At 75.2% G+C, this 24360-nt stretch carries 19 protein-coding genes; 9 read left to right on the top strand and 10 right to left on the bottom strand.

Translation table 11 applies throughout. The features are described 5' to 3' along the window. Positions 1 to 68 precede the first annotated feature (68 nt). Together ACA361_RS10365 and ACA361_RS10360 are read left to right on the top strand one after the other, a co-directional pair. Entirely contained in the window at positions 69 to 1202 is a 1134-nt protein-coding gene (locus tag ACA361_RS10365) for a DUF58 domain-containing protein (protein ID WP_375011619.1), read from the top strand. Further along, positions 1199 to 3400, top strand: coding sequence for a transglutaminaseTgpA domain-containing protein (locus ACA361_RS10360; protein ID WP_375011618.1), 2202 nt, complete (start codon positions 1199 to 1201; stop codon positions 3398 to 3400). Before ACA361_RS10365 ends, ACA361_RS10360 begins: the two co-directional genes overlap by 4 nt. A 73-nt stretch (positions 3401 to 3473) precedes the next feature. On the opposite strand, the gene ACA361_RS10355 is transcribed toward ACA361_RS10360, so the two are convergent. Further along, positions 3474 to 4112 (bottom strand): hypothetical protein, encoded by a 639-nt coding sequence (locus tag ACA361_RS10355; protein ID WP_375011617.1) that lies wholly within the window; start codon positions 4110 to 4112, stop codon positions 3474 to 3476. Between the two features lie 18 nt (positions 4113 to 4130). Here ACA361_RS10355 and ACA361_RS10350 point away from each other — a divergent pair, with 18 nt between their 5' ends. Both ACA361_RS10350 and ACA361_RS10345 read left to right on the top strand, forming a co-directional pair. Then, positions 4131 to 4307: a hypothetical protein gene (locus ACA361_RS10350; protein WP_375011616.1), complete on the top strand. Its 177-nt coding sequence runs from the start codon at positions 4131 to 4133 to the stop codon at positions 4305 to 4307. Positions 4308 to 4427: 120 nt separating this feature from the next. Continuing rightward, complete coding sequence (locus ACA361_RS10345) at positions 4428 to 6572, top strand: fibronectin type III domain-containing protein (RefSeq protein ID WP_375011615.1); 2145 nt, start codon at positions 4428 to 4430, stop codon at positions 6570 to 6572. 13 nt (positions 6573 to 6585) lie between these two features. Here ACA361_RS10345 and ACA361_RS10340 read toward each other — a convergent pair whose 3' ends face one another. After that, entirely contained in the window at positions 6586 to 8274 is a 1689-nt protein-coding gene (locus tag ACA361_RS10340) for a serine/threonine-protein kinase (protein ID WP_375011614.1), read from the bottom strand. A gap of 178 nt (positions 8275 to 8452) precedes the next feature. On the opposite strand from ACA361_RS10340, the gene ACA361_RS10335 reads away from it, so the two are divergent. The 3 genes from ACA361_RS10335 (at position 8453) to ACA361_RS10325 (ending at position 13257) form a co-directional block, all read left to right on the top strand. After that, entirely contained in the window at positions 8453 to 9847 is a 1395-nt protein-coding gene (locus ACA361_RS10335) for a carotenoid oxygenase family protein (RefSeq protein ID WP_375011613.1), read from the top strand. Between the two features lie 102 nt (positions 9848 to 9949). Beyond that, positions 9950 to 11995, top strand: coding sequence for a hypothetical protein (locus ACA361_RS10330; protein WP_375011612.1), 2046 nt, complete (start codon positions 9950 to 9952; stop codon positions 11993 to 11995). 113 nt (positions 11996 to 12108) lie between these two features. Next, a complete protein-coding gene (locus ACA361_RS10325; protein ID WP_375011611.1) occupies positions 12109 to 13257 on the top strand; it encodes a CaiB/BaiF CoA transferase family protein in 1149 nt (382 codons plus the stop codon). A gap of 82 nt (positions 13258 to 13339) precedes the next feature. Here the strand turns inward: ACA361_RS10325 and ACA361_RS10320 are convergent, their stop codons facing one another. The 6 genes from ACA361_RS10320 to ACA361_RS10295 all read right to left on the bottom strand — a co-directional run bounded on the left by ACA361_RS10320 (position 13340) and on the right by ACA361_RS10295 (position 18746). Then, entirely contained in the window at positions 13340 to 14479 is a 1140-nt protein-coding gene (locus ACA361_RS10320; RefSeq protein WP_375011610.1) for an acyl-CoA dehydrogenase family protein, read from the bottom strand. A 68-nt stretch (positions 14480 to 14547) separates the two neighbouring features. Then, positions 14548 to 15801 carry an aspartate aminotransferase family protein gene (locus tag ACA361_RS10315; RefSeq protein ID WP_375011609.1) on the bottom strand — a complete coding sequence of 418 codons (1254 nt, stop codon included), beginning with the start codon at positions 15799 to 15801 and terminating at the stop codon, positions 14548 to 14550. Positions 15802 to 15917: 116 nt separating this feature from the next. After that, on the bottom strand, positions 15918 to 16580 hold the full coding sequence (locus tag ACA361_RS10310) for a GntR family transcriptional regulator (RefSeq protein WP_375011608.1): 663 nt from the start codon (positions 16578 to 16580) through the stop codon (positions 15918 to 15920). Between the two features lie 16 nt (positions 16581 to 16596). Continuing rightward, positions 16597 to 17418, bottom strand: a complete 822-nt coding sequence (locus ACA361_RS10305; RefSeq protein ID WP_375011607.1) for a maleate cis-trans isomerase — start codon at positions 17416 to 17418, stop codon at positions 16597 to 16599. 70 nt (positions 17419 to 17488) lie between these two features. Continuing rightward, positions 17489 to 18250 carry an Asp/Glu racemase gene (locus ACA361_RS10300; RefSeq protein ID WP_375011606.1) on the bottom strand — a complete coding sequence of 254 codons (762 nt, stop codon included), beginning with the start codon at positions 18248 to 18250 and terminating at the stop codon, positions 17489 to 17491. Between the two features lie 13 nt (positions 18251 to 18263). Continuing rightward, on the bottom strand, positions 18264 to 18746 hold the full coding sequence (locus tag ACA361_RS10295) for a DUF3830 family protein (RefSeq protein ID WP_375012005.1): 483 nt from the start codon (positions 18744 to 18746) through the stop codon (positions 18264 to 18266). A gap of 333 nt (positions 18747 to 19079) precedes the next feature. Between ACA361_RS10295 and ACA361_RS10290 the strand changes: the two genes are divergently transcribed. Together ACA361_RS10290 and ACA361_RS10285 are read left to right on the top strand one after the other, a co-directional pair. After that, a complete protein-coding gene (locus ACA361_RS10290) occupies positions 19080 to 19991 on the top strand; it encodes a D-2-hydroxyacid dehydrogenase (protein WP_375012004.1) in 912 nt (303 codons plus the stop codon). A gap of 26 nt (positions 19992 to 20017) precedes the next feature. Continuing rightward, on the top strand, positions 20018 to 21409 hold the full coding sequence (locus tag ACA361_RS10285) for an amidase (RefSeq protein WP_375011605.1): 1392 nt from the start codon (positions 20018 to 20020) through the stop codon (positions 21407 to 21409). Here the strand turns inward: ACA361_RS10285 and ACA361_RS10280 are convergent. Further along, positions 21406 to 22056 (bottom strand): DUF1707 domain-containing protein, encoded by a 651-nt coding sequence (locus tag ACA361_RS10280; protein WP_375011604.1) that lies wholly within the window; start codon positions 22054 to 22056, stop codon positions 21406 to 21408. The two genes, ACA361_RS10285 and ACA361_RS10280, sit on opposite strands and share 4 nt — an antisense overlap. A gap of 9 nt (positions 22057 to 22065) precedes the next feature. Then, entirely contained in the window at positions 22066 to 24342 is a 2277-nt protein-coding gene (locus tag ACA361_RS10275; RefSeq protein ID WP_375011603.1) for an FdhF/YdeP family oxidoreductase, read from the bottom strand. Between the last annotated feature and the right edge of the window lie 18 nt (positions 24343 to 24360).

Raw genomic sequence — 24360 nt, 5'->3', positions numbered from 1 at the left:
GGGCGGGACGGGGAACCGCCTTCGTGGCGGCGGCGTCGTGTGATGGTGGAGTTCTCGAGGGTGGCGTCGTGCTGACGCCGTTGGGGTGGGGGACGGCCGCCGGCGCGGTCCTGCTGTACGCGGCGGGCTGGTGGCTGGGCTACCCGGAGCCGGCCGCGCTGGCGGTGGCCGGGCTGGCCGCCGTGCTCGGCGCCGTGCTGTGGACGCTGCCGAGGCCGCGGCTGGAGGTGTCCCGGGAGATCGCGCCGCTGAAGGTGGCCAGGGGCGAGCCCGCCGTCGGGGTGCTGCACGTGACCAGCGCGGGCCGCGCCGGGGTCCGGGGCCTGACCGCCCATGACGCCGCCGGGTCCACCGAGGTCGCGGTGGAGATCCCGAGGCTGCGGCCGGGCGGGCGGCGGACGGTGACGTACCGGCTGCCCACCGCCCGCCGCGGCGAGATCCCGGTCGGGCCGCTGCGCCTCGTCCGGGCGGACCCGCTGAACCTGGCGCGCCGCGTCCGCGAGTACGGAACCCCGCGGACGCTGCTCGTCCGCCCGAAGACCGTCCCGCTGGCGCTCCTGCCGTCGGGCCGGGCGTACCACCTGGAGGGGCCGACGAGCGACCGGTCCCCGGCGGGCACGACGACGTTCCACGCGCTCCGCGAGTACGTGATCGGCGACGAGATGCGGCACATCCACTGGAAGTCGTCCGCCCGCACCGGGACGCTGATGGTGCGCCGGCTCGTCGACGCCAGCCTGCCGACCACGACCGTCGTGCTGGAGGCGCGGCCGGACGCGTGGGCCGATCCGGACGACTTCGAGCTGGCCGTGGACGCGGCGGCGTCGGTGGCGGCGGGCGCGGCGGCGGCGAACTTCCCCGTGCGCGTCCTGACCGGGAACGGGCCGGTCGCCGAGACGCGCGGCGGCCCCGACGACGTCGAGGCGCTGCTGGACCGGCTGACCGCGGTCGTGCCGGCGGACGGGCCGCGGTCGCTGCTCGACGCCGTGCGGCGGGTGCGCGCGGGCGGTTCCCTGGTCGTCGTCGCCCCCGGCGGCGCGGACCTCGGCCGGATCGCGGCCGTGCGGAGCCGCTTCGACCGGGTCGTGGTGCTGCGCGTGCGGCCCGGCGAGCCGGCGTCCGCGCCGCCCGGCGTCCACCTGCTCGACTTCGGCGACCTGGACGCGCTCGCGGCGGCGTGGCACCGCCTGGGGCGGGCCCGGTGATCCGCCGCTACCTCTCCCTGCCGGTCACCGCGGCGCTGGCGGCGGTGGCGGGGCTGGCGTTCCACCGGGTGTTCGGGTACGGCCCGGTGCTGCCGGTCGTGGCGGCCGCCGCGGTGGTGCCGACGCTGCTGTCCGCGGCGCTGTCGGGCCCGCGGAAGGAGGGCCGCTCCTGGCCGCTGTGGATCTCGCTGGTCCTCACGGTCGCGGCGTGGGCCGGCACGGTCGCCGTCACCGTGCTGCGGCCCGCGCTCGCGGACGGCACGTTCCCGCACGCGCTCCGCGAGGGCGTGCTCGGCTCGTGGAAGTCGATCCTCACCACGCTGCTGCCCGCACCCGCCGAGCCGCGCCTCCTGGTCCTGGTGCACGTGCTGGTGTGGCTGGCCGCGTTCGGGTCGGCGGAGCTGGCGTTGCGGACCTCCCTGCGCGCCGCGCCCTGCCTGCCCGCGCTGGCGGTCTTCGGGACGGCGCTGCTGCTCGGCGTGGACGGCCCGGGCTCCAACCTGCCGCCGGCCGCGGCCGCCGTCGTGCTGATCGCGGTGCTCGTCCTCGTCCGCTCCCCGTCCCGGGGCGGTGCGGCGTGGCGGCCCCTGCTGCTCGGGGTCCCGGCCGCCGCCGCGCTGGGCGGGCTGGCGCTGCTGGCCGGGCCGTACGTGCCGGTCGGCGCCGACCCGTACGACCCGCGCGAGCAGGTGCAGGCGCCCCCGCCGCAGCAGCGGGACGGGGTCAGCCCGCTCGACCGGGTCGGCGGCTGGCTGCTGACGCCCGACCAGGTGCTGTTCACCGTGAAGGCGTCCCGCCGGGAGAACATGCGGCTGGCGGTGCTCGACCGCTTCGACGGCGTGACATGGTCGTCGGCGGCCCGGTTCGTGCCGACCGGGAGCCGGGTGCCGCGGGCGCCCGAGGACGGCGGCGCCGGGAAGCGCCGCACGGCCGTCCAGGAGATCACCGTCCGCGACCTGCCGGGCGTGTGGGCGCCGGCCGCCGACCGGCCCCGCCGGGTGGACGGCCTGGGCGTCGTCGTCGACCCGGCCGGCGGCACGCTCGCCGTGGCGGGGGAGCTGCGGAAGGGGCAGACCTACCGCGTCACCTCCGAGATCAGGGAGTTGACGGCCGGCGACCTGGCCGCCGCGCGCGTCGCCACCGACGCCGAGGCCCGCGCGGCGACGCGGCTCCCGTGGGGGCCGGGGGCCACGCGGGCTCCCGTGCAGCTGGCGGAGTTCCGGCGCTTCGCCGAGGGTGCGACGGACGGGGCGTCCTCGCCGGTCCAGCGGGCCGCGATGCTGGCGGTGCACCTGAAGTCGTACGCCAGGTACGACGTGACCGCCCCGCCCGGGCACAGCTACCGGCAGCTCGACTACTTCCTGTCCGAGGGGCGCCGCGGGACGCCCGAGCACTTCGCCGCGTCCTACGCCGTGCTGGCGCGCTCCCTCGGCCTGCCCACCCGCGTCATGGTCGGGTTCAGCGGGGGCAAGGCCGCCGGGACGGCCGGGACCGGCGGCGTGCGGGAGATGCGCGCCGGCGACGTGATGGTCTGGCCCGAGGTGAAGTTCGAGGGGCTCGGCTGGGTCCCGTTCAACCCGACCCCGCAGCAGGCGAGCAGGTCCAGGCGGTCGGACTCGGTCGCGGCCGGGGACACCCAGCAGAAGCTGGAGCAGCTGCAGAAGAACGCCGCCTCCCAGCAGCGCGGCGCGGGCGCGGGCAAGACGCCGCAGGCGCCGCCCGCCGCCGCGCCCGCGCAGGAGGAGCCGCCGCTGCCCTGGTGGGTGTACGCGGCGTCCGCCGCCGGGCTGCTCGTCCTCGCCTACGTGGCGGCCGCGCTGCTGGCCCCGGCCCTGCGGCGGCGCCGCCGTCGCCGCGGCGGCACGCCCGCCGCGCGCATCGCGGGCGCCTGGCGGCAGGCGCTGGACCATCTCGGCGATCTCGGGCTGGCGACGGCCCGCACGCTGACCGCCCACGAGGTGGCGCGCTTCGGCACCGGCCGGCTGGGCGACCCGGCCGCGCGGCACCTGGGGCCGCTCGCCGACCTCGTCAACCGCACCCGCTTCGCCCCCGCCCCACCGCCCGAGCAAGCCGCGGAACGCGCATGGGAACACACCGACGAGCTGGGTCGCCTGGTCACGGCAAAGACCGGCCGCCTACGCCGCCTGCGCCGCCGCCTCCACCCCCGCTCCCTACGCCGCGACCGCCCCCCGGGTTGACTCGTGGCGTGTCCCCCCTCGGCGGGTGCGCGAAGAGGGGGACTCGCCACGAGTCGACCTGTCGGGCGGGCGGTCAGGCGGGGGGTACGCGGACGGAGATCTCGCCGCCGAGGCGGGCCCCGGCCTCCAGTTCCAGGTCGTCCCCGCTCCAGAAACGGCCGGGGTCGAACCAGTTGGGGCGGCGGCCGCGCGGCAGCAGCCCCATCGACTGGTACGTGACGGCGACGATCTCCGCGCAGAACGCCGTCTCCAGGTTCATGTCCCGCTCGGCCGGGCGGCGGAACGGGACGCGGCCGCGCAGCCACCGCCCGGCCAGCCGGGACGTGGACGGGAACGGCGTCCCGTCCAGCCGCGCCACCGCCTTCAGGGCCGCGTTCTCCATCTCCCGGGCCGCCGGCGGGTCCAGCTGCCGCAGCCAGGCGCGCTGCCCGTACCGGGTGCCCCACGCCACCACGGCCTCGCGCAGGTCGTGCAGCTGGGCGCCGCGGTGGTGGCTGCCGGACCACATGTCGCGCAGCGACCGGCCCAGCTCCGCGTGCCACATCAGCGGCGGCAGGTCCTCGATCACGATCGACATGCCCACGTGGTTGACCGGGCTGTTGGTGGTCATCTGGATCGCCCGGTCGGCGACGGTGCGGCCGCGGAACAGCCACACGTCGCCGGTACGGGTCAGGTCGGCGGCCTCGTCGAGGCCGATGCTCGTGCCGGACATGATCGGTACCCTAGGCGGATGCGGTGGTGGAAGGTGCTGGGAGCGGCCGGATTCGTGGGTGTGGCGGCGACCGGGGTGGTGATCGCCCGGGCGGAGCGGCGGCGCCGCTCGTACACGCCCGACGAGATCCGGGAGCGGCTGCACCGGCGCGCCGCCGAGGCCCCGGGGACCAGCGGGGAGAACGGCGGGAGCTGACCCGCGCCCCTGCCTGCTGTCCGGATCCGGCCACACCGGTCCATTTCCCGTCATAGCGCGTCTCACTCCGGGCGGTGCTCGTTACCTTGGCCGCTCGTCGGCGACGGGAGGTGGCGGGGCGTGGGACAGGCGGGCTTCCGCGGGACGGTGCGCGCGCTCTTCCGCCGCGACCGGGTGACGGGCCAGATCGCGATCGGCCTGGTCGGCGTCCTCGGCGTCACGGCACTGGTGTACGGCGTCGGCGTGGCCGGCGCCCGGTACGACCTGGCCGACGTCGGGGCCTGGCTGGCCGCGCCCGCCAAGGGCCTGGTCGTGCACGCCAACGGCCCGGCCGCCAAGGTCGACGGCAAGGCGGCGCTGCCCGCCGCGATGCGCGGCCACCGGATCCAGGTCGTCCAGGACGGCTCCACCGTGCTGATCGTCGACCTCGACACCGGCGTGGTCAGCCGCATCGACCCGTCCCAGCTGAAGATCGAGCAGAACCGCCGGCTCGGCACGGCGGGCCTCCAGGTGCTGGCCGGCGCGGGCCGCGCCTACACCGTCGACTCCGTCAAGGGCACGATCCAGCAGCTCGACCCGTACACGCTCGCCGCCTGGGGGAAGCCGGCCCAGGTCACGCCGCCGCTCGGGCAGGCCGGGATCGACGCCAAGGGGACGCTGTGGGTCCCGGCGCCGCAGCACGGGCAGCTGGTCCCGTTCCGGGACGGCGCCGCGCGGCCGCCGGTCGCCGTGGCGCGGCCGGGCGCCCGGCTGGCGCTGGCCGTCGCCGCCGGGGAGCCGGTCGCCGTCGACTCCACGGCCGCCACCGCCACGGTGGTCAAGGAGTCCGGCGCGCACCTGACGGTGACGCTGCCGTCGACCGTGCGGGCGGCGGGCCGCGGCGGCGTCCTCGTCCCGGCGCGCACCGAGGGCCGGACGGTGCCGCTGTTCGTGCCGGGCCGCGCCTCCCTCATGCTCCTCGACACCGGCACCGGCCGGGTCACCAGCTCCAGCGGAACCGCGTCGATGGCGCGGCACCGCTTCCGCGCCCCGCAGATCCTCGGCTCGAAGGTCTACCTCCCCGACGAGACCGCCGGCGCGCTCTGGGTGTACGACACGGTGGCGCAGCGGTTCGAGCGGACCATCGCCGTCACGGGCCGCCCCTCGACGCTGGAGGTGTTCGTCAAGGACGGGCTGCTCTGGGCGCACGACCCGGACGACCACCGCGCGGTCGTGCTGGACGGCCGGGGCGCCGTCAAGCGCGTCGAGAAGTACGACGACCGGGTCCCCGGCGGGCAGAACCGGCGCCCGCTGCCGCGGCCCGGGGGCGGCGGCGGAGGCGGCGGCGCGGACCAGGGCGGCGGCCGCGGCGGCTCCGAGGCGGATCCGCGGCCGCGGCCGCCGGAGCGCACGCCGGCGCCGCAGGAGCCGCCCCTCGCGCCCGGCGGCCTCACCGTGACGCCGGGCGCGGGCACCATGCGGGTGGACTTCCAGCCTTCCGTGGGCGGCACGCCCACGGGGTACGTGCTCAAGGACGTCCCGGCGGGGCTGACGGTCTCGCCGCCGAGCGTCGGGCCGGGCGCGGGCCCGTACACGTTCACGATCAGCGGCGGGGAGTGCTCCCGTGAGTACCGGTTCCGCGTCGCGGTCCGGTACCGGGACGCCCAGGGCCGGACGGCCGAGCAGGCGTCCGCGCCCAGCGACCCCGTCCGGCCGTGCGTGCCGCCGGGCGCGCCGAGCGGCGTTCGGGGGACGGCCACGGCGTCCGGCGCGCGGGTGACGTGGAGCCCGGCCGCGGGCGCCGAGCCCGGGACGACGTACCGGGTGGCCTGGAGCGGGCCGGTGACCGGCAGCCGCGCCGGGGTGGCCGGGACGTCGGTCACCCTCGCCCAGATCGGGATCAACGGGCGCTACACGTTCACCGTCACCGCCGCCAACGACGCGGGCGCGGGCAACGCCTCGTCGGCCACCGCGCAGCTCACCGGCCCGAACCGGAGCTACAAGGTGGAACGGAACGGCAACTCCAACGCCTACATTCACAAGACCCCGAACTCCAACGCCGACGACGTCGTCGCGACCATGCACGACAACAACGGCACGTCGGTCACCGTCCACTGCCAGCTCAAGGGCACTCCCTACAGCCACCCCAGGGACAAGAACCTCAGCGGGGACATGTACGTGAAGATGACCTACGGCGGCGAGACCGGCTACATCATCGGCTACCTGATCGACACCCCGGGCGACTGGAAGGCGTACGCGGGGCTGCCGCTGTGGCGCTGCAAGTAGCGGCGGCGGGCGGTCAGTTCTGCACGCGGGCGCCGCGGACGCAGGCCGCGGGCTTGGACCACGACATGGTCGCGGGCTTGTCCTGGTTGAGCCGCAGCAGCGCGCCGACGCGGAAGCAGTAGCCCTTCCGCGGGTCCAGCGCGGTGACCGTGGCCGACCGGGCGCCCTTGCCCGCCGACACCGCCGGGGCGCTGCCCGCCGGGAGCACCTGCACGATCATCGGCAGCTCGCGGGCCGCGGGCGGCACCTGCCACACCAGGACGGCACGGGGGCCGACGGCCTTGACCTTGACGCCGCGGGGCCGGGTCGCCCGGTACTGCGCGGCCGGGATCGGTGCCTGGTCCGCCGCGCCCGGCGCCTGCGCGCCGGCGGAGGGCTGCGCGGCCTGGGCGCCGGCCGACCGGCCGTTCCGCGGGTCCTCGGGCGGTCCGCCGCGCAGCGCGAGCGCGCCGATGCCCAGGGTCAGGCCGCCGACGACCGCGACGGACGCGGCGAGGAGCAGGCCGCGGCGCGGCCCGTCCCCCTTCCGGGCGGTTCCGTCGGGGCCCTGCTCCGGCGGCGGCCAGCCCGGCGCGGGCGGCGCGGGCTGTGCCTGCGGCATGGCGGGCGCGGGCGCCGGTGCGGCCGGTGGCGGGCCGGACTGCTGGGCGGCGGCGGCCGGGTGCCAGGGCGACGGCGGCGCGGCGCCCGCTCCCGTGGCCCCCGCCGTGCCGGGCTCGCCGGTCAGCGTGGGCGCCCAGTCCGGTACGGGCGGCGGCTTCGGATGCGTGAACGCGGGCGGCGTCGCCTCGTCCGCCGGCGGGGGCGACAGCGTGGACGCCGACGCGGACGGGGACGGGAAGGCCGCGGCGGCCGCCCCGCTGTGCGCGATCTCGGTGACGGGGAGGCCCAGCTCGCCCTGCACCCGCTGGAGGTGCCGCGCGAACTCGACCCCGCCGGCGTACCGCTGCTCGGGCGCCTTCGCCATCGCGCGGGCGACGGCCTCGGTGACCGAGGGGGGCACGTCCCGGCGCCGGATCGGCGGGGGCGGGTCGTTCAGGATCCGCAGCATCAGCGGCGCGATGCCCTCGCTCGGCGGCCCCTTGAACGCCGGCTGCCCGGCCAGCAGCTGGTAGAGCGTCGAGCCGAGCGAGTAGATGTCGGCGCCGACGCCGGGCGTGCGGCCCTCCAGCACCTCGGGCGCCGCGTGGTGCGGCGTGAACGCCTGGGTGTGGGAGGCGTCGAAGGAGTCGACCAGCCGGGCGATGCCGAAGTCGGCCAGGGCGGGCTCGCCGTACCCGGAGACGAGGATGTTCTGCGGCTTGACGTCGCGGTGCAGCACGTCGGTGTCGTGCGTGGCGGCCAGCGCCCCGGCCATCTTGACGCCGATCCGCAGCACGTCGGCGACCGGCAGCGGGCCCTCGCGGGCGAGCCGGTCCGACAGCGCGCCGTGCTCGAAGTACTCCATCGCGATGTACGGGCGGCCGGACCGCGTGGAGCCGGTGTCGAGCACGGTCACCACGTTCGGGTGCCCGGACAGCCGGCCGGTGATCTTGCACTCGCGCTGGAACCGGCGCATCGCGCCGTCGTCGACCGCGCTGATCGACAGCACCTTGAGCGCGACCATCCGGTCCAGCCGCTCCTGGTGGGCGCGGTAGACGACGCTGAAACCGCCCTCGCCGACCTGCTCGAGCACCCGGTAGCCGGGAACGTCCTCGGTCATGGCTGGGGGGATCCTTAGCGCGCGGAGAGCCTGTCGGGGGCACCTGGGAGGCCGGGGCGCCCGGGAGTACGACGCCGGGCCGCCTGCGGAGGTTCCGTCCCCCCGCGCCTCCAGGGTAGTGCGGCCGCGATAGTCGTTAGGTATTGAACTACGTCCGTTCCGCGTGTCACCCTGCGGCATGTACACGATGTACGAGGCGCTGGACGGCGAGCACGACTACACCGTCGAGGGGAGCGGCGTCCCCGAGGGGCTGCGCGGCACGCTCTACCGCAACGGGCCGGGCCGCTGGCAGGTCGGCGAGACGCTGCTCGACCACATCTTCGACGGCGACGGGATGCTGTCGATGTTCGCGTTCCCGGGCGACGGCCGGGTCCACTACCGCAACCGCTACGTGCGGACGCGCCACTACCGGTACGGGCAGCGCAAGGGCCGGGTGGGGCTGCGCGGCCTCGGGACGCAGCGGCCGGGCGGCGTGCTCGGCAACATGCTCCGGCGCCCCGCGAACGTGGCGAACACGGGCGTCGTCCTGCACGGCGGGCGGTTGCTGGCGCTGTGGGAGGGCGGGCGCCCGTTCCGGCTCGACCCCGACAGCCTGGAGACGCTGGGGGAGCACTCGTTCGGCGGGCGGCTGAGCATGGCGGCCGCGTTCTCGGCGCACCCGTCCCGCTGCCCGGACACGGGCGAGCTGTTCAACTTCGGCATGGACTTCACGCGGGCGCGCAGCCTGCGCTGCTACCGCGTCGACCCGGGCGGGCGGCTCCACCACCTGCCGCGGGTGCCGCTGCCTTACACGCCGTGGAACCACGACTTCGCGCTGACCCGCCGCCATCTCGTCTTCGTCGTCAACCCGGTGATCCCCAAGGCCGGGCGCATCCTGGCGGGCACGTCCTCGATCGCCGAGGCCCTGGTGTACGAGCCGCACCGCCCGACGTGCTTCACGATCGTCCCGCGGTACGGGGGCCGGGCGCGCGTCATCGAACACGAGGCGCTGCTCGGCTTCCATTTCGTCAACGCCTTCGAGGACGGGGACGACATCGTGGTGGAATTCGTGCGTTTCGCCGACTGGACGGAGGTGTCCACGGCCTTCCGCGAATTCCGCACGCGCGATTTCCCGTGGGGCTGCGCGCTGATGCGCTACCGGATCACGCCCGCCTCGAAGATCGAGGGCGAGGAGCTCTGCGCCTTTCCGATGGAACTGCCGCACGCGGACGTCCGCCGGGCCGGCCGCCCGCACCGCTACACCTACTTCGCCGGGCGAGCGGGCGGCGGGCGCGGGGACCGGATCGGGATCCACGCGTACGACCACCGCACCGGGACCCGCAAGGCGCACGAGCTGCCGCCCGGCCACGGCTTCGGCGAGCCCGTCTTCGTCCCCCGCGCGCCCGGCGCGCCCGAAGGCGACGGCTGGCTGCTCGTCGTCGCCTACGACCCGGACGCGCACCGCTCCCGGCTGCTCGTCCTCGACGCCCGGGACGTCGAGGCCGAGCCCGCCGCGACCGTCCCGCTGCGCCACCACATCCCGATGGGATTCCACGGCTCGTTCACCGAACGCGTCGCCCATATCGGGAGATAATGGCCCCGCCGGTTAATCGTTCCGCCAAATTCCCCGCCGGAACGGAACGCCGATCTCTAATGTCTGCTGCTGCATCGGTCGCAGCGGAAGCGGGGGATCGGCATGAAGGCGCACGAGCAGGAACTGGTCCGGATGGCGTATTTCGTCCTCCCGGGAAAGGGGAAACGGGTCTACCGGCTGGCGGTCGCCCGCCGGATCGTCGACACCACCGCCATACGCGAGCCGGCGCGCCGCCGCACCCGCGTGCTGCGCCGCGCCATGCGGCCGTCCCGCCGCCTCCACATCGGGCTGGGGCCCTGGCTGCGCGTCATGCCCGCCCGGCTGCCCGACCCCGTCCTCACCGCCGCGCTGTCCCGGCTGGAGCCGCCCGTCCGCGTCGCCTACGTGCTGCTGTACGTGAGCGGCGTGCACCGGTACGCGGTGCGCGACCAGCTCGTCCGGCTCCGCGTCCGCGACCCGTGGGCGGCGATCGAGGCGGCCGAGGGGGCCCGCGCGGCCGGGACCGTGCCCGCGCCGCCGGAGGCCGCGCCGTTCGGGCCGGACGCGCTGCGGCCGGTGCACGCCCGCCCGGTCCTCCCGGTGACGGTCGCCACCGCGCTCACGGTCGTCCTGATCGGCGCGCTGGTGGTGAGCGAGAACGACCTCGGCGGCCCGTCCGCGGCCGCCGCCCGCAACGTCCGCCTGGTCACCGCCGACCCGGACGCCTGGAAGAGCGCCCCGCGCAGCCTGGACGTGTGGCCCGCGCGCGGCGACCTGGCGGGCGACCGGGCGTTCACCGGGCGGGTCCTGCGCGCCTGGATCAGGGAGACCGAGGCCGGCCGGACGGGGTCGCCCGGCAACCCCCAGCTGCTGTTCGCGGGCCATGTCGACGGCCGCCCGACCGCCCTGCTGCGCCGCGCCGACCGCATCGCCCGCTTCACCGGCCCGCACGGCCCGATGACCGTCTCCGCCGCCGCGACCGACGCCGAGCACCCCGTCGCCGCCGGGAACGGCCGCTACCTGCTCGCCCCCTGGCAGCGGGCCGAGACCCTGGACGGCGACCGGATCCCGGTGGCCGGCGGGCTCACCGGGCCCGCGATCGCCCGCACCCGCTGCCGCCGCGGACCGGTCCTGCACGTCGTCGGCGACGGCCGGGCCCGTACGGTCGGCGAGTTCGGCGGCCCCCGCACGGTCACGCTCGCCCACCGCCCCGCCACGGAGGCCCGCGCGGGCGCACCGGCGGCGGACACGGTCGCCGCCGCCGAGGCCGCCGCGCCCGAGAAGGGCACCGCCGCCGGGAAGCCCGCGCCCCGGCCCCCCGCCCAGGCCCAGGCCCCGGCCTCGGGTCCGGCCCCGGCCACGGTGACGCGGAAGCCGGCGCCCGCGCCCAAGGCCGCTCCCCCCGACAAGCGCCCCGAGGCCCCGTCCCGGCCCGTCGCCGTACTGCCCAGGCTCGTGGAGAAGCTCGCGGGCGTACGGCCCCCCGTCTCCGCGCGCGGCGGCGAGGCCCTGCGCGAGCGGAACGACAGGGCCCCGGCCGCCGAACCCCGGCGCACCCGCCCGGCGCCCGAGAAGCAGCGCTCCGCGGAACCCCGCCCCGCCCCCGCGCCGGAACGTCGCGTCGCGGCCCGCAAGCCGTCGCCCTCGTCGCCCTCGGTGCCGCCGAAGCCCTCGAAGACCTCGAAGACCTCGAAGCCCGGGTCCCCGAGGACGGCCGGTCCCGGGGACGGTGGCGGGCGCCTGGACGAGGCCGCGGTCCGTACCTGGGAGCGCCTCGCCTGCGCGACCGCGCGCCCGGCGCGGCCGGTGACCGAGGCGACGGCCTGGGAGTTCTGGTCGGGACGGCTGCCGCACGGCGGCGGCGCGGCGCGGTGGGTGTGCACCGGCATGGCGTTCGCCGGCGGCGGCCGGGCCGGGCAGGCCACCCTGCTGACCGGCCGGGAGGCGCGGGACACCGGCTGGTGCGACGACCGGCGGCCGGTCAGCGGCACGTGGTGGCGCGCGCCCGAGGGGGACTGGTACTACCTCGCCGCCGCGGCGCGCGGCCTGGCGCCCAAGGCCGACGGCCCGTTCCGCTCCACCAAGGTGCGGTCCCGGCTGCTGACCGCGCGGGGCGAGGGCGAGGGGCGGCCCGCCGAGCCCGTCACCCTGTCGGCCCGCCCCTCCTGACCAGACTGGCCAGTCAGACCAGTCAGATCAGACCTGGGTCAGCGGCCGCTTACCTCGATCGGGCACACTAGGACCCGAACAACGTTCAGTGAGCCGTCGAAAGGGGCGCTGGAATGGGCAAGGGGCCGCTGTCCGGGGTACGCGTGATCGAGCTGGCCGGGATCGGGCCGGGGCCGTTCGCCGCCATGCTGCTGGCAGACCTGGGCGCCGACGTGATCAGGGTGGACCGGGCGTCGGCCGCCAAGCCGGGCCGCGCCACCGGCGGCTCCGACTTCACCAACCGCGGCAAGCGCTCCATCGCCGTCGACCTCAAGAGCGAGCGCGGCAAGGAGGTCGTCCTCGGCCTCGTGGAGAAGTCCGACATCCTGCTGGAGGGCTTCCGGCCCGGCGTCACCGAGCGGCTCGGCATCGGCCCGGACGACTGCCTGGCCCGCAACCCGAAGCTGGTGTACGGGCGGATGACCGGCTGGGGCCAGCAGGGCCCGCTCGCCCAGAGCGCCGGCCACGACATCGGCTACATCGCCATCACCGGCTCGCTGCACGCCATCGGCCGGGCCGGCGGCCCGCCGCAGGTCCCGATGAACCTGCTCGGCGACTTCGCCGGCGGCAGCATGTACCTCGTGGTCGGCGTCCTGTCGGCGCTGCTGGAGTCCAAGACCAGCGGCAAGGGCCAGGTCGTGGACGCCGCCATCGTCGACGGCACCGCCCACCTCACCACGTTCATCCACGGCTTCCTGGCCGGCGGCATGTGGCAGGACGAGCGCGGCACCAACATGCTCGACACCGGCGCCCCCTGGTACGACGTCTACGAGACCGCCGACGGCAGGCACATGGCCGTCGGCGCGATCGAGCCGCAGTTCTACGCCGAGTTCGTCCGCCTGCTCGGACTGGAGGACGAAGAGGGCCTGCCCGGCCAGCACGAGCAGCAGCGCTGGCCCGAGATGCGCGACCGCTTCGCGGCGGCGTTCAGGACCCGCACCCGCGACGAGTGGGCGAAGATCTTCCTGCCCAGCGACTCGTGCGTCGCGCCCGTCCTGTCGCTCAGGGAGGCGTACGACCACCCGTTCAACACCGAGCGGGACGTCTTCGTCGAGCGCGGCGGCCGGCGGCAGCCCGCGCCCGCCCCGCGCTTCTCCCGCACGGCCGCTGAAACGGACGGCATCCCCGTCCTGCCGGGCGGGCAGAGCCGCGACGTCCTCACCGACCTGGGCTTCGACGACGTCGACGGCCTGCTGGAGAGCGGCGCGGTCGTCCAGAGCTGACCGCGCCTCGCCGCGATGCGGGCGCGGCCCGGGCTCGACGGCGCGCGGAAGGCGCTCGCCCGGCTGCGGGAGTACTTCGCCGCTAGAGACCGAGGCGCTTCCCGACGATCTCGTTCATGATCTCGTTGGTGCCGCCGCCGATGCCGAGGATGCGCGCGTCCCGGTAGTGCCGCTCCACCTCCGACTCGCGCATGTAGCCCATGCCGCCGTGCAGCTGGACGGCCTCGTGGACGACGTGCTCGACCGCGTACACGGCGGTGTTCTTGGCGTACGCGGTCTCGGTCAGCACGTCCTCGCCGGCGGCGTACCGCTCGGCGACGGAACGGGTGTACGCGCGCGCCACGTCCACCTGCCGCGCCATCTCGGCGATCTTGTGCCGGACGACCTGCCGGGACGACAGCGGCCGGCCGAACGTCTCGCGGTTCCGCGCCCACTCCAGCGTCAGGTCCAGGCAGCGCTGCGCGGTCGCGTACGCCTGGACGGCCAGCGACAGCCGCTCGGTCACGAAGTTCATCATGATCTGCAGGAAGCCCGAGTCCTCCGCGCCGACGAGGTTGGCGGCGGGCACCCGGACGTCGGTGAACGACAGTTCGGCGGTGTCGGAGCAGAGCCAGCCCATCTTGCTCAGCGACCGCGACACCGCGAAGCCCGGCGTGCCCTTCTCGATGACCAGCAGCGAGATCCCGCCCGGGCCCGCCTCGCCGGTGCGGACGGCGGTGGTGACGAAGTCGGCGCGCACGCCCGAGGTGATGAAGAGCTTGGAGCCGTTGACGACGTAGGAGTCGCCGTCGCGGACGGCCGTGGTGCGCAGCCCGGCGACGTCGGAGCCCGCCTCGGGCTCGGTGACGCCCAGCGCGCCGATCCTCTCGCCGGCGAGCGTGGGCCGGGCGAAGCGTTCGATCAGGTCCTCGTCGCCGGACGCGATGATGTGGGGGATGGCGATGCCGTGCGTGAACAGGGAGGCCACCAGCCCGCCGGACCCGCCCGCCTGGATGATCTCCTCGGCCACGATCAGCGCGTCGAACACGTCCCCGCCGCCGCCCCCGGCCTCCTCGGGGAAGCCCGCCCCCAGCAGGCCCGCGGCGGCCGCCTTGCGGTGCAGCGCGCGGGGCAGCTCGCCGGCCTCCTCCCAGGCGGGCAGGTGCGGGACGATCTCCCGCACCGTGAAGTCGCGGACGAGTTCGCGCAGGGCGGCGCGTTCGGGGGTGTTCCAGACGTTCATGGACGCGGAATCTAACAGTGGGCCGCGGGCGGGGGCGGACCAGGGCCCGCCCCCGCCCCCTTCCCCTCTCAGGAGGTGGCCTCCGCGACCGCGTCGGCCCACAGCGCCAGGGCCTCGTCGACCTGGGCGCCGTCGACGATCAGCGGCGGGATGAAGCGGACGACGTTGCCCGCCGCGCCGCAGGTGAGGAGCAGGAGCCCGCGGTCGGCGGCGGCGCGGTGGGCACGCTGGGCGGTGGCCGCGTCGGGCTCGCCGTCCGGGCCGGTGAACTCGCTCGCCTGCATCAGCCCGAGGCCGCGGACGTCGCCGATCGCGGTACGGTCGGCGGCGACCTTGCGCAGGCCCTCCTGGAGGCGGGCGCCCATCTCGGCGGAGTTCGCGACCAGGCCCTCGTCCCGGATGACGTCCAGGGTGGCGAGCGCGGCGGCGCAGGCGACGGCGTTGCCGCCGTACGTGCCGCCCTGCGAGCCCGGCCACGCCCGCTCCATCAGCGCGGGCCGGGCGGCGATCGCCGACAGCGGGAAGCCGCTGGCCAGGCCCTTGGCGGTGATGACGACGTCGGGGACGATCCCGGCGTGCTCGTGGCCCCAGAACCGGCCGGTACGGCCGAAGCCCGTCTGCACCTCGTCGACGATCAGCAGGATCCCGTGCCGATCGGCGCGCTCGCGCAGCCCCTCCAGGAACGCGGGCGGCGCCGGGATGTAGCCGCCCTCGCCGAGCACCGGCTCGACCAGGAACGCGGCGGTGTCCTGGACGGGCCCGGTGGTGGCGAGCACGTAGTCCAGCTCCCGCAGAGCGAACCGGGTCGCCTCCTCCTCGCTCCAGCCGTACCGGTAGGACTGCGGGAACGGCGCGACGACGGCGCCGGGCATCAGCGGGCCGACGCCCGCGCGGAACTTGGTGCCGGCCGTGGTGAGCGCGGCGGCGCCCATGGTGCGGCCGTGGAAGCCGCCGTGGAAGACGACGACGTTCGGCCGGCCGGTGGCGTGCCGGGCGAGCCGGACGGCGGCCTCCACGGCCTCGCTGCCGCTGTTCATGTAGAACAGCGAGTCGACGCCCTCGGGCAGCACCTCGCCGAGCCGGTCGGTGAGGTCGAGCAGGGGCCGGTGCATCACGGTCGTGTACTGGCCGTGGACGAGGGTGCCGACCTGCCGCCGCGCCGCCTCCACCACGCGCGGGTGGCAGTGCCCGGTGGAGGTGACGCCGATCCCGGCGGTGAAGTCGAGATGGCGGCGGCCCTCGCCGTCGTAGAGGTACACGCCCTCGCCGCGCTCCGCCAGCACGGGAGTGGCCTGCTTGAGCACGGGGGACAGCTGCGCCATTCCGGCCTCCTCTGGTGTTCCGCCGGCCCGTGGCCTGCGCTCGTAGGATTGTCGACAATCTACAGGACATGGCAGCACGCCCGGGGGCGTGCTGTCCAGTCCCGCGAGGGGAAGACTCACATGGGTCGGCGGAGGCGTTCGATGGAGTCGGTCATGTGCTCCTCGATGAGCACCAGCAGCCGCTCCTCCTCGCCGTCGGAGATGGCGTCGACGAGGCGGCGGTGCTCCTCGACCAGCTCCTCCGGCTCGGGGTAGGTGTCCTGGAGGGCGTTCAGGCACATCCGCGTCTCGACCAGGAGCGTCTGCGCCATCCGCTCCAGCCGGGGGCTGCCCGAGGAGCTGACCAGCACCTCGTGGAACGCCTGGTCGGCGTCGCTCATCGCGACCCGGTCGCGCTGCCGGGCGGCCTCGACCAGGCGGTCCAGCGCGTCGGTGAGCCGGGCCACGGCCTCACCTCGGTTGCGCTCCATGACCAGCGTGCAGGCGGCCCGCTCGATCGCCAGCCGGGCCCGGTAGACGTCCTCGACGTCGCCCTGGTCCAGGGTGATCACGAACAGCCCGCGGTGCGGCTCGCTGTGCAGCAGGCCCTCCTGGACGAGCCGCTGCATCGCCTCGCGCAGCGGGCCGCGGCTGATGCCGAGCCGGCCGGCCAGCTCGGCCTCGCCCAGCTGCTCGCCGGGCGCCAGCGAGCCGTACATGATCGCGGAACGGAGCTCGTCGTAGACGATCTCCACGGTGGACTTGCGGGGGACGGGTTCCAGCTCACCCAATCGGCCCATCGGCAGGGCCCCTCTCTCATAGCGTGCGTTGGCCCGCACCCGGTACCGGCTCGGCGGCGGGATCACCGGGACTCCCGGGATCCCCGGAGACCCCGGAGTGACCGGCGGCGAACAGCGCGCCCAGGCCCGCGCGCGGGCGCAGCGCGGAAGCGGCTCCGTCGCCGCTCGCCGCCGCCAGCCGCAAACCCTCCCACACGCTCACCTGGTTGGCGGTGAGCACGGGCTTGCCGAGGCGCGCCTCCAGGTCGTCCAGCCACGCCACCGTGTGCAGCGCGGTGTCGGGGACCAGGACGGCCTCCGCGTCGGGATGGTCGTTGGCCGCCACGAAGTCCAGGACGTCGTCGCGGCCCAGCGTGCCGACCTCGGCCGCGGTGACGATCCCGCGGGAGGTCAGCGCGACCACCTCGATGCCGGCCGCGCCGAGGAACGCCACGAAGTGCCCGGCCACGTCGGCCGGGTACGTCGCCGCGACCGCCACCCGGCGCAGGCCGAGGTGGCGGGCCGCGTTGACGAACGCGAACGACGTGCTCGACGCGGGCGCGCCCGCGGCCTCCCGCACCCCGGCGACCTGGCCGGCGGCGCCGTCCCAGCCGAAGACGAAGCTCCCGCTGGTGCAGGCCCACACCGCCGCGGCGACCTCCAGCTCCCGCAGCCTGCGGGCGCCTTCGGCCAGGACGTCGGCGCCGCCCACGTCCAGCAGCGCGTCCACCCGGTGCGCGTCCTCGCGCATGAGAGTGTGGACGACGGGGAGCCGCACGTCACCGAGGATCCGCTCGATGACCGGGTAGTCGTCCTCGGCACTGAAACCGGGGTACAGGAATCCAACGCTGGCGGCCATCCGGCCCTCCGTTCCGACCGATCCGATACGAGTGCGTTGGCAGATTGTTTACAATCTTACCAGTGGTCGTTCAAGCCGCGTCGGCGCGGCCGAGCTGGACGAGCCACTGCCCGTCCCCCGCCGCCTGGCAGCCCATGGCGCGCAGCGCCGAGCACATGGTGACCTGGTTCGCGGTGAGCACGGGCTTGCCGAGCATCCGCTCCAGCGGGGCGATGATGTCGTACGTCGGCACGTTGGTGCAGCTGATGAAGACCGCCTCGGCGTCCGGGCTGTCGACGGCCGAGACGGCGTTGACCACCTCGCCGTAGCCGACCTTCCAGATGTGGTTGAGCAGGCCCATCCCGACCGACGACACGACGCCGATGCCGTGCGCGCCGAGGAACGACACCAGCCGGTCGGTCACGCTGTCGATGTACGGCGTGACCACCGCGATCCGGGTGGCGCCGAGCAGTGCCAGCGCCTCCACCAGCGCGCCGGAGCTGGTCGTGGCCGCCGGCGCCCCCGCGCCGAGCATCGCCTGGCTGAGCTCGCGCTCGCCGCGCGCGCCCCCGATGAAGCTGCCGGAGGTGCACGCGTAGGCGACCGCCAGCGGCTCGGGGGCGAGCACGTCGCGGGTGGCCTGGCGGACGATCGAGTGGTCGGCCAGCGCGGAGGCCATCTCGACCGTCACCGGGACGGGGACGTACGGCAGCCGGGTCATGAACAGCGACACGTCGTCGGGCGTCCAGCGCCACAGCTCCCGGTCGAGGGCGAAGTCGAACGGCGCGACCACGCCGATGCCGTGCTGGGCCGTCAGCTCCGGACCGACGATCAGCTGAGGGTCGAAAGCCATTCCCGGCCGCCGTTCAGCCGCCGTGCCGGCGGTACACCAGGCGCTCGCCCACGCCGCCCGAGCGCCACACGTCGTTGCACGCCTCGGCCATCGGGCCGAGCCCCTCGACGATCGTGGCGTAGACGTTGCCGGGCACCCAGCCCACGTCCCCGTTGAGCAGCAGGTTGTTGCGCCCGTAGAAGATCGCGAGATCGATCACGCCGGGCAGCGCGTCGATGCCCTTCTCCTCCTTGAAGCCCCGGTCGAGCATCCCGCCGGGAAAGGAGAAGTAGACGACGTCGCCGGGGATGGGGGTCACGGTCGGGTTCTCCAGCCCCACCTCCTCGGCGGCGAACCGCTCGACCATCGTGTACACCTCGTTGCGGGCGTACTTCGCGTGGTACGCGTCGCCGCCCTGCGGCAGCGCCTCCCAGACGGCCTCGCAGGTCCTGGGGGCGTCTTTCTCGAGCAGCTCGGCGACGCAGGAGACGCCGCGGCGCTCCAGCGTGATCGTCATGAGCTTGGGCATGCCGGCCTCCCCGGGCACAGGGGTAAGCGACGCGTCGCTCACCCGAGAGGACTCTTCCGATTAGAGCGCCTTGGGATCCGCCCTGGCCTGTGGAACGGTTGCGACGGTCTTGCAGCACGATCAGTGCGGTCACCTGGCTCTTTGATGCCCGCGCTGATTGTTGACAATCCTACGAGGGGTTCCTAGCGTGTCAATGCCCCCACACGTTGCGCGTCGGTTAAATGACCGCGCGGAAAGCGAGGTCCGTTGGAGCGCGTACCGCACCCGCCGGAAGGAACGCCCGACGTGGTCGTGCTGCGCGGCGACGCCGACCCGCCGGGCATGGACGCGGTCGAGCGGATCGCCAAGGTCCGCCACGTGCGCGAGGACGGACTGGCCGCGGCGCTGCCCGGCGCGGACGTGCTGTTCGTGTACGACTTCTGGTCCGAGGCGCTCGCCGGCGCCTGGCCGGCCGCGGGCGGCCCGTCCTGGGTGCACATCGCCAGCGCCGGGGTGGACCGGCTGCTGTTCCCGGCGCTGGTCGAGAGTGACACCACCGTCACCAACTCGCGAGGGGTCTTCGACGAGCCGATCGCCGAGTACGTCCTCGGCCTGGTGCTGTGCTTCGCCAAGGACCTGCACACCACGCTGCGGCTCCAGGCCGCCGGCGAGTGGCGGCACCGCGAGACCGAGCGGCTCGCGGGGGCGCGCGCCCTGGTCGTCGGCACCGGCCCGATCGGCCGCGCCATCGGCCGCAAGCTGGCCGCCGCGGGGCTGCGGGTGACCGGCATCGGCCGGACGGCCCGTACCGGCGACCCCGACCTCGGCGAGGTGCTGCCCGACGGCCGGCTGCGCGAGGCGCTCGCCGAGGCCGACTACGTGGTGCTGGCCGCGCCGCTCACCGACCGGACCCGCGGCATGGTCGACGCGGCCGCGCTCGCCGCGATGCGGCCCACGGCCCGGCTCGTCAACGTCGGCCGCGGCCCCCTGGTGGTCGAGGACGACCTGGTCGCGGCGCTGCGCGCGGGCACGATCGCGGGCGCGGCGCTGGACGTCTTCGTCGACGAGCCGCTGCCCGTCCCGTCCCCGCTGTGGGAGCTGCCCAACGTCATCGTGTCCCCGCACATGTCCGGCGACGTGGCCGGCTGGCGGGACGAGCTGGTCCGGCTGTTCGCCGACAACCTCGGCCGCCGCGTCCGCGGCGAGCCGCTGCTCAACGTCGTCGACAAGCGCCTCGGCTACGTCCGTTCCTGATCTCTTCTCACCCTGAGGGGGTGGCGATGACCGCGATGGCGGACCTCTCCGCGACCGAGCTGCTGGCGGCCTACCGCACCGGGGAGCTGTCCCCCGTGGAGGTCACCGAGGCCGTCCTGGAGCGCATCCACCGGCACGACCCGGAGATCAACGCGTTCTGCCTGGTCGATCCCGAGTGGTCGCTGGCGGCGGCGCGGGCCTCGGCGGAGCGCTGGCGGCGCGGCGAGCCGGCCGGCCTGCTGGACGGCGTGCCGGTGTCCATCAAGGACGTCCTGCTGACCAGGGGCCGCCCCACGCTGCGCGGCTCCCGGACGATCGACCCCGGCCAGGAGTGGGCGGACGACGCGCCCTCGGTCGCCCGCCTGCACGAGCACGGCGCGGTGCCGATCGGCAAGACGACCACGCCGGAGTTCGCGTGGAAGGGCGTCACCGACTCCCCGCTGTACGGCGTCACCCGCAACCCGTGGGACCCGTCCCGCACGCCCGGCGGCTCCAGCGGCGGCGCGTCCGCCGCGGTCGCGGCCGGGATGGGGCCGCTGGCGCTGGGCACCGACGCGGGCGGCTCGGTGCGCATCCCCGCCGCGTTCAGCGGGATCTTCGCGCTCAAGCCGACCTACGGCCGGATCCCGCACTTCCCGGCCAGCCCGTTCGGCACCCTCGCGCACGTCGGCCCGATGACGTGGACGGTCGAGGACGCGGCGCTGCTGATGGACGTGGTCTGCGGCTTCGACGGCCGTGACTGGTCGGCGCTGCCGCCGCCCGCGGCCCCGTTCGCGGGCGGGTCCGGGGACGTGGCCGGGCTGCGCGTCGCGTACAGCCCCACCCTCGGGTTCGCCTCCGTCGACCCGGAGATCGCGGCGCTGGCCGCGGCGGCCGCGGAGACGTTCGCCGAGCTGGGCGCCAAGGTGGAGGAGGTCGATCCCGGCTTCGCCGACCCGGTCGAGGAGTTCGAGGTGCTGTGGTTCGCCGGCGCCGCCAAGGTCGTCGAGCATCTGACGGAGGAGCAGCGGGCCGGGCTGGACCCGGGCCTGCGCGAGGTCTGCGAGCAGGGCGCCCGGTACTCGGCGGTCGACTACCTCACCGCCACCGCCCGCCGGATGGAGCTGGGCCGCCTGATGGGCCGCTTCCACGAGGAGTACGACCTGCTGCTCACGCCGACGATGCCGATCCCGGCGTTCGAGGCGGGCCGCGAGTCGCCTGGCGGGGGGCGCTGGACGGGCTGGACGCCGTTCACCTACCCGTTCAACATGACGCAGCAGCCCGCCGCCAGCGTCCCGTGCGGGTTCACCGCCGCCGGCCTGCCGGCCGGCCTCCAGGTCGTCGGGCCCCGGCACGCGGACGCGGCGGTGCTGGACGCCTGCCTGGCGTTCGAGCGGGCCCGCCCCTGGCACTCCCGCCGCCCGCCGCTGGTGAGCTAGTCGAGTTCCTTCCGCCGCTGCTCCTTGCGGAGCTTGCGGGCCTTGCGCCTGGCGGTGACGCCGCCCCAGAAGGAGAAGCCGGAGATCACGACGCGCGGCGCCCCGGGCTCGCCGGGGCCGCTGGCGCGGTGCTCGAAGCCGCCCATGATGCCGATGCCCTTGACGTGCACCGTGATGTCGTCGGGGACGATGATGTCGACCCCGCCCATGATCGCGTACGCGCGGATGCGGACCTCGGCCGCCGTGAAGTGCGCCTCGCGCAGGTCGATCTTGCCGCCGCCCCAGAACGCGAACGCGGTGAACCTCTCGGGCACCGACCACACGCCCTGCCGCCGGAACTCGCTCATCACCGCGATGCCGGTCTTCCACGCGGGGGCGTCCGCGGCGCCGCCGGGCGCGTACGCCGGGGCGTACGACGGCGCGGGGGAGACGCTGCCCGGCGCGGGCAGGTCGCGGGTGAGCGGCGCCAGCTGGGCGTACGTCTTGGCCGCGTACACCGCGCTGAGCCGCTCGTCCAGCTCCTCCAGCGTCAGCCGCCCCTCGCCCGCCGCCTCGCGCAGCACGTGCGCGACCTGGTCGCGATCGGCGTCGGACGCCCGCATTTCCTGGGGTTTGGGGGAGTCCTGACGGTCGGGCAAATTTGTCATGGTCTGAGCCTAATCCCGTCCGGCACCGGCCAAGCGGATCACGACCGACTTCGACGTCGGGGTGTTGCTGATGTCGGCCGTGCTGTCGAGCGGGACCAGCACGTTCGTCTCCGGGAAGTACGCGGCGGCGCAGCCCCGGGCCGTCGGGTACGCGACGATCCGGAAGTCCGGCGCGCGGCGCTCGCGGCCGTCGGACCACTCCGACACCAGGTCGACCGTGGCGCCGTCGGCCAGGCCCAGCTCCGCCAGGTCCGCGGGGTTGACGAAGACGACGCGGCGCCCCGCCTTGATGCCCCGGTACCGGTCGTCCATCCCGTAGATCGTGGTGTTGTACTGGTCGTGGCTGCGCACCGTCTGGAGCAGCAGCCGCCCCTCCGGCACGCGCAGCACCTCCAGCTCGTTCACGGTCAGGTTGGCCTTGCCGGTGGCGGTCGGGAAGCGGCGGGCGTCGCGCGGCGCGTGCGGCAGCGTGAACCCGCCCGGCTCCCGGATCCGCTCGTTGTAGCGCTCGAAACCGGGCACCACGCGCGAGACGTGGTCGCGGACGACGTCGTAGTCGCGCTCCATCCCCGCCCAGTCGACCGTCGAGCCGGGCAGCGCCGCGCGGGCCAGCCGGCACACGATCGCGACCTCCGACAGCAGGTCCGGCGAGGCGGGCGCGAGCCGGCCGCGGGAGGCGTGCACCATCCCCATCGAGTCCTCGACCGACACGAACTGCGGCCCGGACGCCTGCACGTCCCGTTCGGTACGGCCCAGCGCCGGCAGGATCAGCGCCTGCTCCCCGGTCACCGCGTGCGAGCGGTTGAGCTTGGTGGACACGTGGGCGGTCAGCCGGCACCGCCGCACGGCCGCCTCGGTCACCGCCGAGTCGGGGGTGGCGCGGACGAAATTGCCGCCCATCCCCAGGAACACCTTCGCCCGGCCGTCGCGCATCGCGCGGATCGCCTCGACCGTGTCGTACCCGTGCTCGCGCGGCGGCTCGAACCCGAACTCCGCGCCCAGCGCGTCCAGGAACGCGGCCGGGGGCTTCTCGTAGATGCCCATCGTCCGGTCGCCCTGCACGTTGGAGTGCCCGCGGACGGGGCACACGCCCGCGCCGGGCCGGCCGATGTTGCCGCGCAGCAGCAGGAAGTTGACGACCTCGCGGATCGTCGGGACCGAGTTGCGGTGCTGGGTGAGGCCCATCGCCCAGCACACCACGATCCGCTCGGAGCCGACCACGTCGGCCAGGACGGCGTCGATCTCGGCGCGGGACAGGCCGGTCGCCTCCAGCACGTCGTCCCAGTCCAGGCCGCGCAGGTGCATCTCCAGCGCCTCGTAGCCGGCCGTGTACTCGTCCAGGAACGCGCGGTCGACCGCGCCCTTCTCGACCAGCAGCCGGTTGAGCGCCTGGAAGAGCGCGAGGTCGCCGTTCAGCCGGATCTGCAGGAACCGGTCGGCGAGCGCCGTGCCGCGCCCGGCGACGCCGCCGGGCCGCTGCGGGTTCTTGAACCGCATCAGCCCGGCCTCCGGCAACGGGTTGACCGCGACGATCCGCGCGCCGGCCTTCTTGGCCTCCTCCAGCGCCGACAGCATGCGCGGATGGTTGGTGCCCGGGTTCTGCCCCACCACGAAGATCAGGTCGGCCCGGGGGAGGTCCTCCAGGCGCACCGAGCCCTTGCCGACGCCGATCGTCTCGGTCAGCGCCGACCCCGACGACTCGTGGCACATGTTGCTGCAGTCGGGCAGGTTGTTGGTGCCGAAGGACCGCACGAACAGCTGGTACGCGAACGCCGCCTCGTTGCTCGTCCGGCCCGAGGTGTAGAAGACGGCCTCGTCCGGCGAGTCCAGCCCGGCCAGCTCCCGGGCCAGCAGCGCGAACGCCTCGTCCCACGACACCGGCTCGTAGCGCGCCGACCCGGACCGCTTGATCATCGGTTCGGTCAGCCGGCCCTGCTGCCCCAGCCAGTGGTCGCTCATCCCGTTCAGCTCGTCGACGGTGTGCCGGGCGAAGAACTCCCGGGTGACCCGCCGGGTCGTGGCCTCCTCGGCGACGGCCTTGGCGCCGTTCTCGCAGAACTCGGCCACGTGCCTCTTGTCGCCCTCGGGCCACGCGCAGCCGGGGCAGTCGAAGCCCTGCTTCTGGTTGACGCGCAGCAGCGTGAGCGCGGTGCGCCCGACGCCCATCTGGTCGTACGACCGCTTGAGCGCCGCCGTGACCCCGGGCACCCCCGCGGCCCACTCCTTCGGCGCGGAGACCCGGAGGCCGGTGTCGTCGTGGTCGTCCCGGGGGGCTTTGCGGCTCATCGTTCACATCCTCGTGCT

Origin of the sequence: Actinomadura sp. 21ATH (genome assembly GCF_041951345.1) — a bacterium.
In the GTDB taxonomy this organism is placed as follows: Bacteria; Actinomycetota; Actinomycetes; order Streptosporangiales; family Streptosporangiaceae; genus Spirillospora.
Note: the sequence above shows the minus strand (reverse complement) of the source record. Positions and strands in the feature narration are given on the sequence as shown.

Bases quoted from the DNA above. Each gene is read 5' to 3' on its own strand.
- ACA361_RS10285 (WP_375011605.1), top strand. From the start codon at position 20,018: ATGACCGCGATGGCGGACCTCTCCGCGACCGAGCTGCTGGCGGCCTAC.
- ACA361_RS10320 (WP_375011610.1), bottom strand. From the start codon at position 14,479: ATGAACGTCTGGAACACCCCCGAACGCGCCGCCCTGCGCGAACTCGTC.
- ACA361_RS10280 (WP_375011604.1), bottom strand. From the start codon at position 22,056: ATGACAAATTTGCCCGACCGTCAGGACTCCCCCAAACCCCAGGAAATG.
- ACA361_RS10350 (WP_375011616.1), top strand. From the start codon at position 4,131: ATGCGGTGGTGGAAGGTGCTGGGAGCGGCCGGATTCGTGGGTGTGGCG.
- ACA361_RS10295 (WP_375012005.1), bottom strand. From the start codon at position 18,746: ATGACGATCACGCTGGAGCGCCGCGGCGTCTCCTGCGTCGCCGAGCTG.
- ACA361_RS10335 (WP_375011613.1), top strand. From the start codon at position 8,453: ATGTACACGATGTACGAGGCGCTGGACGGCGAGCACGACTACACCGTC.
- ACA361_RS10305 (WP_375011607.1), bottom strand. From the start codon at position 17,418: ATGGCCGCCAGCGTTGGATTCCTGTACCCCGGTTTCAGTGCCGAGGAC.
- ACA361_RS10325 (WP_375011611.1), top strand. From the start codon at position 12,109: ATGGGCAAGGGGCCGCTGTCCGGGGTACGCGTGATCGAGCTGGCCGGG.
- ACA361_RS10355 (WP_375011617.1), bottom strand. From the start codon at position 4,112: ATGTCCGGCACGAGCATCGGCCTCGACGAGGCCGCCGACCTGACCCGT.
- ACA361_RS10340 (WP_375011614.1), bottom strand. From the start codon at position 8,274: ATGACCGAGGACGTTCCCGGCTACCGGGTGCTCGAGCAGGTCGGCGAG.
- ACA361_RS10310 (WP_375011608.1), bottom strand. From the start codon at position 16,580: ATGGGCCGATTGGGTGAGCTGGAACCCGTCCCCCGCAAGTCCACCGTG.
- ACA361_RS10275 (WP_375011603.1), bottom strand. From the start codon at position 24,342: ATGAGCCGCAAAGCCCCCCGGGACGACCACGACGACACCGGCCTCCGG.
- ACA361_RS10315 (WP_375011609.1), bottom strand. From the start codon at position 15,801: ATGGCGCAGCTGTCCCCCGTGCTCAAGCAGGCCACTCCCGTGCTGGCG.
- ACA361_RS10330 (WP_375011612.1), top strand. From the start codon at position 9,950: ATGAAGGCGCACGAGCAGGAACTGGTCCGGATGGCGTATTTCGTCCTC.
- ACA361_RS10290 (WP_375012004.1), top strand. From the start codon at position 19,080: ATGGACGCGGTCGAGCGGATCGCCAAGGTCCGCCACGTGCGCGAGGAC.
- ACA361_RS10300 (WP_375011606.1), bottom strand. From the start codon at position 18,250: ATGGCTTTCGACCCTCAGCTGATCGTCGGTCCGGAGCTGACGGCCCAG.